Consider the following 15,805-nt stretch of genomic DNA (forward strand, 5'->3'; position numbering starts at 1 on the left):
TGTCAGCGGCTCTTCTTTTTTTGCGCACGCTCTTCCCGCAAGATGCGATTGAGTTCGGCCAGCTCATTGATGGATTCCGGCGTCAGGATCACCGGTTCATTGGCATGGTAAGCGCGTCCGCCCAAACGTCCGTTCATGCCGATATAGGCACGCGCACATTGGCGACGGTAAGCCAGGATGTCTTCCTCGCCGTTCAGCGGCTGGCCGGATGAGTCGCTTCGCGTATCGGCCAATGCGCGGCGGATCTCCTCCTCGCATTCATCCTGCGCCTTTTGCTGCTCCGTCGTATGGTTTTCGATATGGTTCCGGTATGCGTTCCAGTCGCCTTGCTGAATGGAGATGTTCTTGTCGGTCGGATGAGCAGAATCGGACTTGTCCATGACATTTCCCCTGTCAAATTTCCAAAGCTAGCAATCTCTGTTCGTCGCGCTTCCTAAGGCGCATTCCGGCTTCGCAACGGCGCACTGCAACTTGCGCCTCCTGTGGCGGGCGAAGCGTGTTGGGCTTTGGAAACTGCAATCGATTTTTGTTTGTATTCCATCGACAGCATGGTCTTCACTCCCTGATGTTCAGGTGTAAATACATTCAATGCTCCACAATCACCGGCCAATTCATTTTAGCCAAACTGCGCGAATCCGGCGGATTTTGTTTGTGAAAAATAAGGGCTTGTATTGCCCATGAACATCATCGCTGCAACTGCATGCACAACATTGAAGCACGGCTTGGGATACCCATTCCGCCACCGCATCCGATACAACTTTTATATGCGGTCACTACCTCAACAAACTGATGACAAAGTGCGTTGACACAAACTTTATTGAGCATGCGACAACCTGTCTGATACAACGTCGCCACTGCTGTCTTGCCGCCATTTTTTAGCGGGTTTGACGATCATAGGCGGTCGCAATGATGAGCCGTATCGGACGCCACCGTATTTATTTGTAGGACAAAATGGAAGTTGTTGCGCAGGGGCGATACTGCCCGGATCGGCAACATCGGACTGTTGGCTCAGGCCGCCGGCACGCAGGCCTGAGTCCCTGGTGCAACCTTGCCGGGGATAAGCGGAACTCAGGCCACTCGGGCCTGCAAGCTGCTGCGGTTGCAGTTTCGGAAACGGCGGATCAACGCATTGGTTGAACTGTCGTGATGCAGCGGCTGGCGATGATCCAGCAACTGGGACGCAGTGCGCTTGGCCAGTACCTTGCCCAGCTCGACACCCCACTGGTCGAAGGAATCGATGTTCCAGATCACCCCTTGGGTAAACACGCTGTGTTCATACAACGCTACCAGCGTTCCCAGGCTGTACGGTGTGAGCTTGTCGATCAGCATGCTGTTGCTGGGCCGGTTGCCGTCGAACACGCGATGCGGCACCAGTTCTTCCGGCGTACCCTCCCCACGCACCTGCGTCGCGCTCTTGCCGAAGGCCAGCGCTTCTGTCTGCGCGAACATGTTCGCCATCAGCAGTTCATGCTGGTCGCCACTCTGTTCCAGCGGCTTGCAAAAACCGATAAAGTCGCATGGCACCAGTTGGGTTCCCTGGTGCAGCATCTGGTAGAACGAGTGCTGGCCGTTGATGCCATTGTCGCCCCAATAGACCGGCGAGGTTTGGTAATTGACGGTCTCGCCGTTGACGGTGATGTGCTTGCCGTTGCTCTCCATGGTCAGTTGCTGCAGGTAGGCAGGCAGGCGCTTGAGGTATTGGCTGTACGGCAGCACCGCCCGGCTGGCGGCGCCGAAAAAGTTGCTGTACCAGATCGTGAGCATGCCCAGGATCACCGGCAAATTCTTCTCCGGCGGCGCGGTGCGGAAATGCTCGTCCATGGCATGAAAACCTCGCAGCAGCTCGCGGAAATTTTCCGGGCCGATGGCGATCATGGTCGACAGGCCGATGGCGCTGGTCATCGAATAACGTCCGCCCACCCAATCCCAGAAACCGAACATGTTGTCGGGATCGATGCCGAACTGCGCGGCTTGCTTGATGTTGGTGGTCACGCCGGCAAAATGGCGCGATACGGCCTTTGCATCGCCCAGCTGGGCGACCAGCCAATCGCGTGCGGCGTGGGCGTTCGTGATGGTTTCAAGTGTCGTGAAAGTTTTCGAACAGACGATGAACAGTGTCTGCTCAGCCGGCAGCGTGCGCACCGTTTCCAGCAAGGCGGCGCCATCCACGTCCGACAGGAAATGCATACTGATATCGCGCTTGCCATAGTGGCGTAATGCCTCATGCGCCATCATCGGACCGAGGTCAGAACCGCCGATGCCGATATTGACCACGTGACGGATCGGACGTCCGGTATGGCCCAGCCATTGGCCCGAACGCACCCGGTCTGCGAAACCCGCCATGCGGCCCAGCACCTCTTGCACCTGCGCCACCACATTCTCGCCATCGACAACCAGGCGCGTTCCTGCCGGTTTGCGCAAGGCCGTATGCAATACCGGGCGCCCTTCCGTGTTGTTGATCTTGTCGCCACGGAACATGGCATCGATGCGCTCTTGCAAGCCGCACTGACGGGCCAGCTGCATCAGCAGCGCCATGGTCTCGGCGGTGGCCAGATTCTTGGAGTAATCGAGATAGATGCCGACATCTTCGGCAGCCATGCTTTCGCCGCGCTTTGCATCAATGGCGAAAAGGCGTTCAAGCTGGAAGTGGCGTGCGCGGTCGCGATAATGCTCATCGAGCGCAACCCATGCGCTTTTTTCAGTCAGCGGTTCTCGCTGGGTATAGATAAAGAGAGGCAACTGGATGTCGCTGGCGGGCAAAGTCGTCATGAGTCCTGCTCCTTGTTCCTGGTGTGCTGGGCGGGGCGAGCAAGGCACAGGCGCCGTGCATCATGATGCAACGCATCAGCAACAGCGCCAGGCAAGGGTTTTGTCTATCCGGCTTGCCAGCCCGCTGCATCGCTCCGATATGGCCAAATGCTTGCTGGATAAGGCTCCTGGCCTTTCCATGCCGCATACAAGGCAGAGTGACAGGGTAACGAGGCAACTTGTGCCATGCGATAGGACTGCTCCGCTTTTCCCTGTAGGAAAAATGGAAATTACCGCAATGCAACCAGGCATCGCGGCAAATCAATTTCCTCTGGAATGGAGAAGTTGCGCAAGGAAGGGCGATACAACGACGAAGGGGACTTTAGTCTACCTCCCGATGCCGCGGCCGATGGTGCGCGCTCTTGATCTTGAAGAACCCGTCCCGCAGCCACAGCCGGCAGACCAAATAGACGCCGAATACACCGCCGGCAATCAGGACATAGAGCGCATACCATCGCAGCATGAGCGCCCCATACGACAAGATTTGGTCCAGGATACCCATAAGGGTCAATGGCTCAATCCGGTACGACGCCAGACATATGCACCGAATGCACAGCTCGCAATGAGCACATACAAGGCGTACCACAACAATACTTGCACGCCGTAGCTCATCAGAAGGTCGATGATTTTCATACTGTCTCCACCAAATATTTTTTGCTGGCGCGGCCCAGCTCACGCAGCTTATTGTTCAGCATGCCATGCATGCCCGCCTCTCGGACGAGTCTTCAAAATCGCACCAAATTGTTGCGCATCTCCTGCTGCCACTCCGGCCTGTCATTCACGGGCAATCCCGCGCGGCTACTGAACTTAAGTTCATCTTGCTCTTGCCATTTTTCGATGTAAAGGAGCACCTGTTTCGCGCAGCAGCAATTTCCGCACGTCATAAATAAAAAGCCCTCCGGCAGCGCTTGCCGGTTTGACTTTTTTCTTTCGGGAACAGGGGGATTAAAGGATGTGGCTGATTGCCAATTGATCGGCAAAATGACGTTCTGCGTTGCAATACGAAAAGCCGGTTACCGTCGCTCAATGGCGACGGTAACCTTCAAGAAGAGGCAAAAAAGAGATAAGCGACGATCGGAATTTTTACAGCCTGGTACCGGTTTTCGCCTTCAAGACATTCAGCGCGGTGATGTCTTCCGCCATAAAACCAGCGTCCCCAGCAAACCTGCCAGGACAGATCCGCCAAGCACGCCCAGCTTGAGCTTCGCTTCAAAATCAGGACTCAGTCCCTGGAACGCCAGGCCGCCGATAAACAGGCTCATGGTGAAACCGATCCCGCACAGCATGCACACTCCCACGAATTGGCGCGTGCTGGCGCCGGCCGGCGCCGTAGCCAGGCCGCTGCGCATCATCAGCCAGCTGGCGCCGAAAACGCCGACAGTCTTGCCCAGCACCAGCCCGGCGGCGATACCCAGCGGAACCGGATCGAACAGGCTGCCCAAGGACATCCCCTGCAGCGACACGCCGGCATTGGCGAAGGCAAACATCGGCAGCACCAGGAAAGCCACCCACGGATGCAGGCCATGCTCCAGCGCTCCAGCCAAGGGCCGGCCTTTGGCATCCCGCATCGGTATCGCCAGCGCCGTCAATACGCCGGCCAGCGTGGCGTGAATACCCGATTTCAACACGCAGACCCAGATCATCAGGCCGACCACGATGTAGATATCGACACGCCGCACGCCGGCACGGTTGAGCAGCAGCAGCACGATGGCGCCAACGCCTGCCGACGCCAGCATCCCCAGCGACAGGTTATCGGTATAGAACAGTGCAATGATGACGATGGCGCCAAGGTCATCGATAATCGCCACGGCGGTCAGAAACACCTTGAGCGAAGTCGGCACGCGCGAACCCAGCAGCATCACGATGCCGATGGCGAAAGCGATGTCGGTCGCCGCAGGAATCGCCCAGCCGCGCAGCGCCGCAGCATCCCCCCAATTGATTGCAGCATAGATCGCGGCAGGCACTACCATGCCGCCCAATGCCGCAACCGCCGGCAAGATGGCCTGGCTGCGCGAAGCCAGCTCGCCCTCGACGAACTCCCGCTTGATCTCAAGCCCGACAAGGAAAAAGAACACAGCCATCCACAGATCGTTCACCCACAACAACAGGGGCTTGGAAAGTACGAGGAATCCACCGATGTCGACCGTGCCCTGGATGCGCGTGAAGGCGTCATACATGTCTCGCCATGGCGAATTGCTGACGACCAGCGCCAGCATGGCGGCGATGGCCAGCACAATGCCGCCTGCCGCCTCATTCGCAAAAAACTGCATGAAGGCATTGCCGCCGTTGCGACGGTTGTGGTGTGCATTGCTCAAATCGATACCCCCTGCCAGCTTGTCGTTAACCAAAGGCAGACTGTACCAATTGCGGCGCGTTTCTCCAAATCCGCCTTTTTACGCATCGGCGCCGACGGCAGGAAGACCGTGCGTCTTGCGCAGCAACTCCAGCGTCTTTTCGGCGGCCAGCGACAACGGCCGCGCGCCGTTGGTCACTGCATAGATCTTGACGCTGAAGGTGGGAGACTTCGGCACTTCGGCCAGCGGGACGATGCGCTTGAGCATGTTGGCGTAATGCGTTGGCAGCACGCCTACGTAATGGGTGCTGCTCACCAGCATGGCCACCGACTCCATCCCGATGGCTTCGGGGCCGCGCCGATAGCCCATGTGTTCGATGACCTCCTCGACGAAAGGCTGCGCCGCGCGGTAGACGATGGGCAGCTCAGATGGCTTTCGCATGCGTTCGCCCTGCTTGCTCTTGACATAGTAAAGGCGGTGCGTCTCCTCGAACAGCTCAAGGTAATTCAATCCCGGCGCGCGCGCATATGCCTGGTGGATGCCCTTGATGACGATATCCAGCTTGCGCTCCATCAGTGCGCCAATCAGCGAATTGGTCGGCATGGTGGATAAGGTCAGCGCAACCTCGGGCGCGCTCTGGGATAACAGGTCCAGCGTCGCCTGCAGCGCGCAGTCCGGGTTGCCGATCACATTGTCGCTCATGCCGATCGCCACCGGCCCGGACACCACGCCGCGTCCGGCCTGCACCGCAGGAATGATGCGGTCCAACGCATCCAGCGCATCCCCGGCATAGCGCAGGATGATGGTGCCGTCCGGCGTCAGCTCAAAGCCGCCGGGGCCACGGATGCACAAGCGGCAGCCCAGGCTGTCTTCCACCGCCTTGATTTGGCGGCTGATGGTCGCCTTGGTCATGCCAAGCAGCTTTTCCGCCGCCGCGAAGCCTTTGGCCTGCGCCGCCACGCGGAAAATCCGCAAGGCGCGCAGGTCGCGCTCGTTCAATGCTTTGCGTGTCATTTGTGCTTTCTCTCACCTCATCCGGCATTGCCTTGAGCAAGCGCCATGCCAACTGCGCCGCGCGGCCGTTTCCGGTTGCCACGGCCAGCGGCGAACGCTAATCGAAATTATTTACGGCCTGTTCAAACCCTTTGCCAGCGCGGATTTCCGGGCGAAAAAAGGTTTCGGTTTCCGCAACCGTGATTACAAAGAAAACGGGTTTTTTGTTGAAGTGGGCACTTGTACCATCGGCTCAACCAATGCCCCATCACCAACCGTTTTCAGAGTGACGCCATGCCCCTTCCCCTGACCATTGCACCAAAAACCAACCACAAGTCGCTGCTGTTTTCCGAACTGGCGCTCGACCTCGACCATCTCGATGCGGACTTCGCCGTGCTCGGCATGCCTTATGGCGCAGCCTACTCCCCGGCCGACTACAACAACGACCAGACCAACGCGCCCACTGCGATCCGCCAGGCTTCCGACCGCGTCATCCGCAGCCCCGAGCGCTACGACTTCGATATCGAAGGCCCGCTGCTGCAAGGCCGCAGCGACATCCGCTTTGTCGACTGCGGCGACGTGCCGGCCGACCTGAACGACCCGCGCGGCCATTATGCCCGCGCCGAGGTGGCTACCCGCAAAATCCTCAAGGCCGGCGCCATCCCCATCGTGCTCGGCGGCGACCACGGCATCACCAATCCTATCCTGCGCGCCTATGACGACCAGGGCCCGATCACCATCGTCCACGTCGACGCTCACCTGGACTGGCGCGACGAAGTCAATGGCGTGAAGGATGGCCTCTCCAGCCCGATCCGCCGCGCCTCGGAACTGCCTTACGTGAAAAACATCATCCAGATCGGCATGCGCGCCTCCGGCAGCGCCCGCCAGCAGGATGCCGACGATGCCCGCAACTGGGGCGCCCAGATCATCACTGCCTATGAACTGCACAAGATCGGCATGGAAGCCGTGCTGGAGCGCATCCCCGCCGGCGGCCGCTACTACCTGACCATCGATGCCGACGGCATGGACCCGACCTGCATGCCTGCCGTGGCCGGCCCGGCGCCAGGCGGCGTGGACTTCATCCAGATGCGGGAGCTGATCCACGGCCTGGTGAAGAAGGGCCGCGTGGTCGGCATGGATATCGTCGAGATCCAGCCCGAGAAGGACATCCACCAAATCTCATGCATGACCGCCGGCCGCCTGATCCTCAACCTGATCGGCACCGCCATCCGTGCCGGCTATTTCGACGGCAAGCGCAAGTAATCCGCCAGCCGCTTTTTCCGCAGCAAGCCTACCACCATCACAAACAGGGGAAATCATGAAGCTGAAGAACATCATCATGGCCGGCGCTCTGGCGCTGGGCGCCTACGCCAACCTCGCGTGCGCCGCCGAGCCGGTACGCGTGGCGATCGATCCGACCTTCCCGCCCATGGAGTACATCCAGGACGGCAAGAGGACCGGTTTCGACATCGACATGGCCGCCGCGCTGTCGGAAAAGCTGGGACGTCCCCTGGCCTACACCGACATGGACTTCAAAGGCATGATCCCCTCCGTCATTTCCGGCCGCCAGGATATCGTGCTGTCGGCCATCTACATCACCGACGAGCGCAAGAAGGTGGTGGATTTCACCGATCCCTACTTCACTGCCGGCCTGGTGGTCATGGTCAAGAAAGGCAACACCAGCCTTACCAAACCGGACGACCTGTCCGGCAAGCGTGTAGCGGTGCAGGTCGGCACCAAGTCGATTGCCTGGATGAAGGAGCATTACCCTGCCGCCAAGCTGGTCGAAGTCGAGAAGAATGAAGAGATGTTCAACTCGCTGGAAGCCGACCGCGCCGACGCCGTGGTCACCGGCAAGCCGGCCGCCCTGCTGTATGCAAAGAATCGCGGCACCGCCAAGGTGCTGCCGGAGCCGCTCACGCGTGAAGACTACGGTATCGCGGTCAGCAAGAAACTGCCGCAGCTGCGCGAGGATATCAACCGTGCGCTGCGCGACATCAAGGCCGATGGCACCTACGACAAGATCCTCGTGCGCTGGTTTGGCGCCGACGCGAAATAAAGCCCGCGCGAGCCTCCGATGGATTTTGATTTCTTGCCGGTAATCGCCGGTTGGGGTGACCTCGCGCGCGGTGCGCTGGTCACCGTCGAGGTCACACTGGTCTCACTGGTGCTGTCCTGCCTGCTGGGTACGCTGATCGGCCTGGCGCGCGTCAATCCGCGCCGCCGGCTGGCTTACGGCGCAGCCAATACCTACGTGGTGTTCATTCGCGGCACGCCGCTGCTGGTGCAGCTGTTCATCTTGTTCTATGGACTGCCCTATTTCGGCATCACGTTGCCGGCTTTTGAATGCGGCGTGCTGGGACTGGGCTGTTATTCGGCGGCCTATGTCTCGGAAATCGTCCGTGGCGCGGTGATCTCGATCGACCGCGGGCAGATGGAAGCGGCGCGTTCGATGGGCATGTCGGCGCGTATGGCGATGCGGCTGGTGGTGCTGCCGCAAGCCTTCGTACGGATGATCCCGCCGCTGGCCAACGAATTCATCGCGCTGACCAAGAATTCCGCCCTGGTGTCGCTGGTGACCATCCACGACCTGATGCACGAGGGGCAGAAGATCATCAGCGTGTCGTACCGTTCGCTGGAAGTCTACCTGGCCATCGCCCTGGTTTATCTGGTGCTGACCACCGGCACGGCCTTGCTGTTGCGGCAAGTGGAAAACCGGCTGCGCGCGGGAGGAATGGTGCAATGAACACGATCAGCCAACTCAATACCCCCGACACGCCGCCCATCATCAGCGTCAGCGGCCTGAGCAAATATTTCGGCGACCACCAGGTACTGCACGACGTCAGCGCCCGCTTCAACCGTGGCGAAGTGGTGGTGGTGATCGGCCCCAGCGGCTCGGGAAAGAGCACCTTCCTGCGCTGCTGCAACGGCCTGGAAATCGCCGAGGCCGGCTCCATCAGCATCTGCGGCGAGTGGCTGCTCAAGGATGGCGCGGCGCTGGCCGAGGAAGCCCTGAACGAACTGCGCAAGCATGTGGGCATGGTATTCCAGTCGTTCAACCTGTTCCCGCATCTGTCGGTACTGGGTAACGTGGCGATCGGGCCGCGCAAGATCCTGGGCATGCCGCGCGACGAGTCCGAAAAAATCGCCCGCGAACTGCTGGCCAAGGTCGGCCTGGCGCACAAGGCCGAGGCGATGCCGGCCAGCCTGTCCGGCGGCCAGAAGCAGCGCGTGGCGATCGCCCGTGCACTGGCCATGAAGCCTGAGGTGATGCTGTTCGACGAACCGACCTCGGCGCTGGACCCGGAGCTGGTCGGCGAAGTCCTGCAGGTAATGCAGCAGCTGGCGGCCGAAGGCATGACCATGATCGTGGTCACGCATGAAATGTCTTTCGCCCGTGAAGTTGCCGACGTGCTGGTAGTGATGGAAGACGGCCGCATCGTCGAGAGCGGCCCAGCGCGCGCGATCTTCGAGGCACCGGTGCATGGGCGTACGCGCCTGCTGCTTCAGAAAGTAGCGGCCATCGCCGCATGAGAGAAAACACCATGACCAACATGCGCGGCATCCACCGCACCAACCGCGCCTTCACCGGCATCCCCACCTTCCTGCGCAGCGACCTGTGCACCGACCTCGAGGCCATCGCCGCCGACATGGCGGTGTTCGGGGTGCCGCTGGACGAAGGCTCGCCGTTCCTGCCCGGTGCGCGCTTCGCCCCGCGCAGCATCCGCGAGCATTCGATGCGCTTCGCCGCGACCGGATTCTTCGATGTCGAACGCCAGCAACACTACCTGGCCACCGAGATTACCGGCGGACGTATCGTCGACATCGGCGATGTCGACGTGCTGCCCACCAACATCGGGCAAACCGCTGCCAACGTCACCGCCCTGGTGGCCGCGCTGCGCGCGCGCGGCGTGATGCCGGTGGGTATCGGCGGCGACCATTCGGTGAGCTTTCCCATCCTGCGCGGTTTCGACGAGCCCCTCCATGTGGTGCAGTTCGACGCTCACCTCGACTACGCCCCCGTCACGCCCGAGCTGCAATACACCAACGGCCAGCCGTTCCGGCACATCTCGGGCCTGCCCCATGTGAAGAGCGTGACCCAGGTCGGCATCCGCAGCCTGCGCGTACGCCCGGCCGAATTCGCCGACACCCGCGCGGCCGGCAACCGCGTGGTCACCATGGGCGATTTCCGCCGCGGCGTACCGGCCGATATCGCCGCCGGCCTGCCGGCCGGCGAAAAGTGCTACGTCAGTATCGACATCGACGCGCTGGACATGTCGCTTACGCCCGGTTGCGTCTCGGCCGAACCCAACGGCCTGATGTATGCGGAATTGCGCGATGCGCTCATCGCGCTGGCGGAACGTATGGAGATCGTCGGCTTCGACCTGGTGGAGGTATGCCCGCCATTGGATGTGGGTACCGGCGTGACCTCATATCTGGGCGCCCATGTCATGGTTGAATTCATGGGGCATATTTTTGCCAACCGCAGCAAGCCTTGATTCTCGGAATCCGGCACCCATGCAAAAAAGGCCTGCATCGCTGCAGGCCTTTTTCGTTATCGGGCAGCCGCATTCAGGACGGCTTGAACGCCAGGTAACTCCGGATGAATTCCCTGAGCACCGGTTTCAGCTTGCCGGACAATGCCGCGTCCAGCGCATAAGGCGCTTGTTCTTCCATATAGCTGCGCTGCGCCAGCTCCAGCTGCACTGCGTATACCTTGTTGGCCGGCTGGCCATAGTTGCGGGTGATGTAGCCGCCCTTGAAGCGGCCGTTGAGCACCGCCGGGTAATGCGGCGCCAGTTCCTGCGCCTGCTTGAGCAAGGCTTCCGCCACGCCGGGTGCGCAGGATTCGCCGCTGGCGGAGCCGAAGTTGAACACCGGCAGTTCCCCCTCGAACAGGTGCGGGATCACCGAGCGGATCGAGTGCGCGTCCCACAGCAGGGCGTAGCCATGGATGGACCTGATGCGCTCCAGCTCGGCCTGCAGCGCCGCGTGGTAAGGCTTCCAGTACAGCGGCAGGCGGCGCGCGACTTCGGCTTGATCCGGCTCCATGCCCGGCTTGTACAGCGGCACGTTGTCGAAGGTGGTCAGCGGGCACAGGCCGGTGGTGTTCTGCCCCGGGTACAGGCTCTTGCCATCGGCCGGGCGGTTCAGGTCGATGGTGTAGCGCGAGTAGAACGGGCGGATCACGGATACGCCCAGTTCGCCCGCGAAGTCGTACAGGTCCTCGATGTGCCAATCGGTGTCATCCACCTGCAGGCCGACATCGCTGAAGGCGGACTTCAAATCGTCCGGCAGCAGCGTGCCGACGTGAGGCATGGAGATCAGCAAGGGCGATGTGCCCTGCCGCAGCTTGAATACTTCCTGGGTCATTGTTGGTTCCTCAATCGTTCAGCAAGTGCGACACAGTCGCACGGTAATCGGTACGCGCCTGCCTTTCCAGCGCATGGCGGCCTTCGGCCACCACCTGGCGGCCGCCGACGAAAACATCACGCACCGGATTGCCCTCGTGTTCGCAAAACACCAGGGCCGACAGCAACTGTTCCGTGCCGCGGCCGGCCAGGTTTGCGTCCTCGCCATCGAGCACCACGAAGTCGGCGCGCTGTCCTGCCGCCAGCCCCGCCACGGCCCGCCCGGTGGCGAGCGCGCCGCCGGACAGCGCCTGCGCGAACATGCGGTCGGCCACGGCCGGCTGCGCTTCGGAAGCAAGCATGTTGCGGCGGCGATGGTGCAGGCGCTGCCCATATTCGAGCAGGCGCAGCTCCGAGCGCAGGTTGATGGCGATGTTGCTGTCCGAGCCGATGCCCCAGTTGGCGCCATCGGCCAGGAGGCGCGGCGCGTCGATGATGCCGTCGCCGAGGTTGGCTTCCGTGGTCGGGCACAGGCCCACCACGGCGCCGCTCCGAGCCACGGCGCGGTACTCGTCATCCGCCATGTGGGTGGCGTGCACCAGGCACCAGCGGGTGTCGAGCTCCTGCAATGAAAGCAACAACTGTACCGGACGCTTGCCGCACCAGGCCAGGCAATCGTCGACTTCCTTGGTCTGCTCGGCGATATGGATGTGCACCGGCGCATCGGCGCCCTGCGCCTGGGCGCGCACGCCGCCGACCAGTTCGGCCAGGCCATCGGCCGCGACCGCGCGCAGCGAATGCGGCGCCACGCCGTAGCGGCGCATGCCGTTCTCCGGCAGTACGCGCTGCAGGCGTTCACGCAATTCCAGCATCCATTGCGGCGACGAGATGAAACGCGCCTGGTGCGGCATCGGTGCGATGCCGCCGAAGCCGCCGTGCTGGTACAGCACCGGCAGCAGCGTCATGCCGATGCCGGCGTCCTGCGCCGCCTGCATCACGCGCAGCGACAATTCGGCCGGGTCGGCATAGGCGGCACCGCCTTCGGCATGGTGCAGGTAATGGAACTCGCACACCGAGGTGTAGCCGGCCTTGAGCATCTCGATATAGAGATGGCGCGCGATCGCTTCCAGGTGTTGCGGCTGCAGCCGTTGGGCAAAGCGGTACATCAGCGTGCGCCAGCTCCAGAAGGAATCGGTCGGGCTGCCCATGGTCTCGGTCAGGCCGGCCATGGCGCGCTGGAAAGCATGCGAATGCAGGTTGGGCATGCCGGGGATCACCGGCCCGGCGGCCTGCGCCGCGTCGCCGCGCATGCTGTCGGGCGTAACCTCGATCAGGTCGCCGGCTGCGTTCCAGCGCAGCAGAACATCGCTGCGCCAGCCTTCGGGCAGCAATGCGCGCGGGCAGAACAATGCGCCGCCATTGGAGTTCAGGTCTTGCTCAGCGTGAGTTGGCATAGGCTCACCATTTTCCGTTTTTGTATGTTTGAACGACCCTGTGTTTACCGGCTACAGGCGGCAGATCAGGTCTTGCGGCGGATACGGATGGCCAGCACCATCGCACCGGCCGCACACAGCAAGTCGGGCAGGACCGCGCCTTCGCGCAGCCTCACGAATTCGCCTGAACGCAATTGCCGCTGCATCCCGGAGACGTCGGAGAGGCAGGCCGCGCCTTGTGCGACGTACAGCAATACCGTATCGGCCGGAAGCCTGCGGGAGTTCTGTTCACTCAGCGCCACCACTTCGCCGCTGGCCAGGTCGCGCCGCACCATCAGGTTGAAATCCAGGGTGGGCGCGCCGTGCAGGCGGACCGACACATCCGATTCGCCGGAGAAGGAGAACGGCGCGAAGCATTCGCGCAAGTCATGTATTTGCGCGCCATCGGCATGCATGGTGAAACCGCCGCCCTCCAGCAATACGATGGTGCGGTCGATACCGGCGAAGGTCGAGAAAACGCCATCGCGCCCGACATCGGCCACACTGGCACGCCAGGCGAACGAAGAGAAATCCGCCTCGGGCGGCTCCACGCACAGCTCGCGCGTCTGCCCGCCTTCGTTTTTCCAGGGCACCGCGGCAATCCGGCCGAGACTGCCGCTGGCGATGACGGCGCCGCCAGCTTGCGGCTTCGGGGAAGTATCAGGCGCCATGAGCCACCTCACGCGCCAGCATGGTCTGCAGGAAGCTGCGGGTACGCGCTTCCTTGGGCGCGGTGAAGATATCTGCCGGCGCGCCGGCCTCGACGATGCTGCCGTGGTCCATCACCACCACCACATCGGCCACTTCGCGGGCGAAGCCCATCTCGTGGGTGACGATGAGCATGGTCATGCCTTCGGCGGCCAGGTCCTTCATCACCTGCAGCACTTCGCCCACCAGCTCGGGGTCGAGCGCGGAGGTCGGCTCATCGAACAGCATCACCTTGGGCCCCATCGCCAGCGCACGGGCAATCGCCACGCGCTGCTTCTGGCCGCCGGAGAGCGTGCCGGGGTAGACCTTGGCCTTGTGGTCCAGGCCGACCTTCTTCAGCAGGCGCATGCCCTGCTCTTCGGCTTCCTTGCGCGGCACGCCGCGCAGGCAGGTCGGCGCCAGCGTGATGTTGTCCAGCACGGTGAGATGCGGGAACAGGTTGAACGACTGGAACACCATGCCGACTTCGGCGCGCAGTTCGTCCAGCTTGGCTTCGGGCATCATGCGCCCGCCTTGCACCACCGGATGGCCGCACACCGTGACGGTGCCGCCTTCGGCTGTTTCCAGGCCGTTCAGGCAGCGCAGGAAGGTGCTCTTGCCCGAGCCACTGGGGCCGATCACCACTACCACCTGGCTGGGTTGCACGGCAAAGTCGATGTCCTTGAGCACCACATGCTCACCGAAGGATTTCTTCAGGCCCTTGATGTCGACAATGGCTTGCGTCATCACACTCTCCCTTCCGAACGCAGTACTTTCTCGATCCGGCGCAGGATCAGGGTGGTCACGCTGGTGAGGATCAGGTAGATCGCGGCGATGACCAGGTAAACCTCCAGCGAGCGGTAGCTCACGCTGATGATCTTTTCCCCCTCGTGCATCAGGTCGGCGATGGTCAAGAGCGACACCAGCGCCGAGTTCTTGATCAGCGCGATGAATTCATTGCCCAATGGCGGGATCATGCGCACGAAGGCCTGCGGCAGGATCACGCGGCGCATCGCCATCTTGTACGGCAGGCCGAGCGAACGGGCCGCCTCCATCTGGCCGCGTTCGATCGACTGGATCGAACCGCGCACGATTTCGGAGACATAAGCCCCGCTGTAGATGCCCAGGCCGAGGATGCCGCATACATAGGCCGGCAACAGGATGCCGAAATGCGGCAGGCCGAAGAACCAGATGAACAATTGCACCAGCAGCGGCGTGCCGCGCACCAGGGTGAGGTAGACGGTGCAGATGCCATAGATGATGCGGCGCTGCGGAGACAGGCGCCCGAGGCCGACCAGCAGGCCCAGCAGGCAACCCAGCACCAGCGCGGCGGCGGTGATTTCCACCGTGACTGCAGTGCCGGTGGCGAGCGAATGCCAGCTTTCCCATACCGGCGAAAAGTCGAAATCCATATGGGCTCCGGAAAATTGAAATGCGCAACCGTACCGGCTTGCCGCCGGGCGGACCGCTGGGAAGATAAGAAAACCGCCGCAGCCGCTATGGCGGCGCGGCGGTCAGGCCGGCATTACTCGCTCTTGCCGAACCACTTGTCGGTCAACGCGGTATAAGTGCCGTTCACGCGCAGGGTCTGCAGGGCCTTGTTCAACTGCTCCGCCAGTTCGGTGTCGCCACGGCGCATGGCGAAGCCATACAGCTCGGTAGTCAGGCCCTTGTCCAGCACGCGCACCAGCGGCTGGGTACGTGCGTACTCCACCGCGGCAGGCCGGCCGGTGACGGCGGCATTGACGCGGCCGGTGGCCAGCAGGTCGAACATGGCCTGGTTTTTCTCGACCTCGACACGCTCTACGCCAGGGAAGTTGTCCTTCAGGTAGCCGACCGACTTGGTGCCGACCTGCACCGACACCTTCTTGCCCTTGTTCAGGTCATCCGGCACCTTGATGCTCTGGTCATCGCGGCGCACCAGCACGGCCAGGCCGCCACGGTAGTACGGATCGCTGAAGTTGACGACCTTGCGGCGCTCATCGGTCATGTAGATGGCCGATGCGGCAATGTCGAAGCGGTTGGAAATCAGGCCGGGAATCAGGCCCTTGAAGTCGATGTCCACCCATTGGATCTTCTTGCCCATGCTCTTGGCCAGCGCTTCCATCAGTTCGATGTCGAAGCCGGTGCGCTTGCCGTCCTTGACGAACTCCATCGGCGGGAAGGTGGCATCGGTACCGACGCGGATCACGTTATCGGC

General features: G+C 61.9%; 16 protein-coding genes. 5 read left to right on the top strand and 11 right to left on the bottom strand.

The features are described from left to right. Positions 1-2 precede the first annotated feature (2 nt). From AKL28_RS14500 to AKL28_RS14520, 5 genes are all read right to left on the bottom strand, one after another. On the bottom strand, positions 3-380 hold the full coding sequence (locus AKL28_RS14500) for a hypothetical protein (protein ID WP_050468867.1): 378 nt from the start codon (positions 378-380) through the stop codon (positions 3-5). A 688-nt stretch (positions 381-1,068) separates the two neighbouring features. Next, positions 1,069-2,769 (bottom strand): glucose-6-phosphate isomerase, encoded by a 1,701-nt coding sequence (gene pgi / locus AKL28_RS14505; RefSeq protein WP_050468868.1) that lies wholly within the window; start codon positions 2,767-2,769, stop codon positions 1,069-1,071. 546 nt (positions 2,770-3,315) lie between these two features. Then, a complete protein-coding gene (locus AKL28_RS25300) occupies positions 3,316-3,441 on the bottom strand; it encodes a hypothetical protein (RefSeq protein ID WP_269432191.1) in 126 nt (41 codons plus the stop codon). A 485-nt stretch (positions 3,442-3,926) separates the two neighbouring features. Beyond that, complete coding sequence (gene nhaA / locus AKL28_RS14515; RefSeq protein WP_156226354.1) at positions 3,927-5,078, bottom strand: Na+/H+ antiporter NhaA; 1,152 nt, start codon at positions 5,076-5,078, stop codon at positions 3,927-3,929. A gap of 123 nt (positions 5,079-5,201) precedes the next feature. Next, positions 5,202-6,116: a LysR family transcriptional regulator gene (locus tag AKL28_RS14520; protein WP_050468870.1), complete on the bottom strand. Its 915-nt coding sequence runs from the start codon at positions 6,114-6,116 to the stop codon at positions 5,202-5,204. Positions 6,117-6,389: 273 nt separating this feature from the next. On the opposite strand from AKL28_RS14520, the gene AKL28_RS14525 reads away from it, so the two are divergent. From AKL28_RS14525 to AKL28_RS14545, 5 genes are read left to right on the top strand one after another with little or no spacing between them, the layout of a single operon-like run. Next, positions 6,390-7,358, top strand: coding sequence for an agmatinase (locus AKL28_RS14525; RefSeq protein ID WP_050468871.1), 969 nt, complete (start codon positions 6,390-6,392; stop codon positions 7,356-7,358). Between the two features lie 55 nt (positions 7,359-7,413). Then, the gene (locus AKL28_RS14530) at positions 7,414-8,154 is read left to right on the top strand and encodes a transporter substrate-binding domain-containing protein (RefSeq protein WP_050468872.1); all 741 of its coding nucleotides are present in this window, start codon (positions 7,414-7,416) and stop codon (positions 8,152-8,154) included. A gap of 18 nt (positions 8,155-8,172) precedes the next feature. Further along, entirely contained in the window at positions 8,173-8,841 is a 669-nt protein-coding gene (locus tag AKL28_RS14535) for an amino acid ABC transporter permease (protein WP_050468873.1), read from the top strand. After that, on the top strand, positions 8,838-9,629 hold the full coding sequence (locus tag AKL28_RS14540; protein WP_050468874.1) for an amino acid ABC transporter ATP-binding protein: 792 nt from the start codon (positions 8,838-8,840) through the stop codon (positions 9,627-9,629). Before AKL28_RS14535 ends, AKL28_RS14540 begins: the two co-directional genes overlap by 4 nt. An 11-nt stretch (positions 9,630-9,640) precedes the next feature. Next, positions 9,641-10,594 (top strand): arginase family protein, encoded by a 954-nt coding sequence (locus tag AKL28_RS14545; RefSeq protein WP_050468875.1) that lies wholly within the window; start codon positions 9,641-9,643, stop codon positions 10,592-10,594. Between the two features lie 73 nt (positions 10,595-10,667). Here AKL28_RS14545 and hutG read toward each other — a convergent pair whose 3' ends face one another. The 6 genes from hutG to AKL28_RS14575 form a co-directional block, all read right to left on the bottom strand. Next, complete coding sequence (gene hutG / locus AKL28_RS14550) at positions 10,668-11,468, bottom strand: N-formylglutamate deformylase (protein WP_050468876.1); 801 nt, start codon at positions 11,466-11,468, stop codon at positions 10,668-10,670. 10 nt (positions 11,469-11,478) lie between these two features. Continuing rightward, the gene (locus AKL28_RS14555; RefSeq protein ID WP_050468877.1) at positions 11,479-12,900 is read right to left on the bottom strand and encodes a formimidoylglutamate deiminase; all 1,422 of its coding nucleotides are present in this window, start codon (positions 12,898-12,900) and stop codon (positions 11,479-11,481) included. Positions 12,901-12,965: 65 nt separating this feature from the next. Further along, positions 12,966-13,589, bottom strand: a complete 624-nt coding sequence (locus AKL28_RS14560) for a HutD/Ves family protein (RefSeq protein WP_050468878.1) — start codon at positions 13,587-13,589, stop codon at positions 12,966-12,968. After that, on the bottom strand, positions 13,579-14,352 hold the full coding sequence (locus tag AKL28_RS14565; protein WP_050468879.1) for an amino acid ABC transporter ATP-binding protein: 774 nt from the start codon (positions 14,350-14,352) through the stop codon (positions 13,579-13,581). Before AKL28_RS14565 ends, AKL28_RS14560 begins: the two co-directional genes overlap by 11 nt. Further along, positions 14,352-15,017, bottom strand: a complete 666-nt coding sequence (locus AKL28_RS14570; protein WP_050468880.1) for an amino acid ABC transporter permease — start codon at positions 15,015-15,017, stop codon at positions 14,352-14,354. The genes AKL28_RS14565 and AKL28_RS14570 overlap by 1 nt, the downstream gene beginning before the upstream one ends. Positions 15,018-15,130: 113 nt before the next feature. After that, the coding region (locus AKL28_RS14575; protein WP_050468891.1) for a glutamine ABC transporter substrate-binding protein at positions 15,131-15,805 on the bottom strand (675 nt) is incomplete at its 5' end.

The sequence above is a fragment of the Herbaspirillum chlorophenolicum genome, from assembly GCF_001189955.1.
Classification (GTDB): Bacteria; Pseudomonadota; Gammaproteobacteria; order Burkholderiales; family Burkholderiaceae_D; genus Herbaspirillum; species Herbaspirillum chlorophenolicum.

What these genes read in the sequence shown, in the direction of transcription:
- AKL28_RS25300 (WP_269432191.1), bottom strand. Translation starts at nt 3,441, where the DNA reads ATGAAAATCATCGACCTTCTGATGAGCTACGGCGTGCAAGTATTGTTG.
- AKL28_RS14540 (WP_050468874.1), top strand. Translation starts at nt 8,838, where the DNA reads ATGAACACGATCAGCCAACTCAATACCCCCGACACGCCGCCCATCATC.
- AKL28_RS14500 (WP_050468867.1), bottom strand. Translation starts at nt 380, where the DNA reads ATGGACAAGTCCGATTCTGCTCATCCGACCGACAAGAACATCTCCATT.
- AKL28_RS14530 (WP_050468872.1), top strand. Translation starts at nt 7,414, where the DNA reads ATGAAGCTGAAGAACATCATCATGGCCGGCGCTCTGGCGCTGGGCGCC.
- AKL28_RS14565 (WP_050468879.1), bottom strand. Translation starts at nt 14,352, where the DNA reads ATGACGCAAGCCATTGTCGACATCAAGGGCCTGAAGAAATCCTTCGGT.
- nhaA (WP_156226354.1), bottom strand. Translation starts at nt 5,078, where the DNA reads ATGCAGTTTTTTGCGAATGAGGCGGCAGGCGGCATTGTGCTGGCCATC.
- hutG (WP_050468876.1), bottom strand. Translation starts at nt 11,468, where the DNA reads ATGACCCAGGAAGTATTCAAGCTGCGGCAGGGCACATCGCCCTTGCTG.
- AKL28_RS14570 (WP_050468880.1), bottom strand. Translation starts at nt 15,017, where the DNA reads ATGGATTTCGACTTTTCGCCGGTATGGGAAAGCTGGCATTCGCTCGCC.
- AKL28_RS14555 (WP_050468877.1), bottom strand. Translation starts at nt 12,900, where the DNA reads ATGCCAACTCACGCTGAGCAAGACCTGAACTCCAATGGCGGCGCATTG.
- AKL28_RS14535 (WP_050468873.1), top strand. Translation starts at nt 8,173, where the DNA reads ATGGATTTTGATTTCTTGCCGGTAATCGCCGGTTGGGGTGACCTCGCG.
- AKL28_RS14520 (WP_050468870.1), bottom strand. Translation starts at nt 6,116, where the DNA reads ATGACACGCAAAGCATTGAACGAGCGCGACCTGCGCGCCTTGCGGATT.
- AKL28_RS14560 (WP_050468878.1), bottom strand. Translation starts at nt 13,589, where the DNA reads ATGGCGCCTGATACTTCCCCGAAGCCGCAAGCTGGCGGCGCCGTCATC.
- pgi (WP_050468868.1), bottom strand. Translation starts at nt 2,769, where the DNA reads ATGACGACTTTGCCCGCCAGCGACATCCAGTTGCCTCTCTTTATCTAT.
- AKL28_RS14545 (WP_050468875.1), top strand. Translation starts at nt 9,641, where the DNA reads ATGACCAACATGCGCGGCATCCACCGCACCAACCGCGCCTTCACCGGC.
- AKL28_RS14525 (WP_050468871.1), top strand. Translation starts at nt 6,390, where the DNA reads ATGCCCCTTCCCCTGACCATTGCACCAAAAACCAACCACAAGTCGCTG.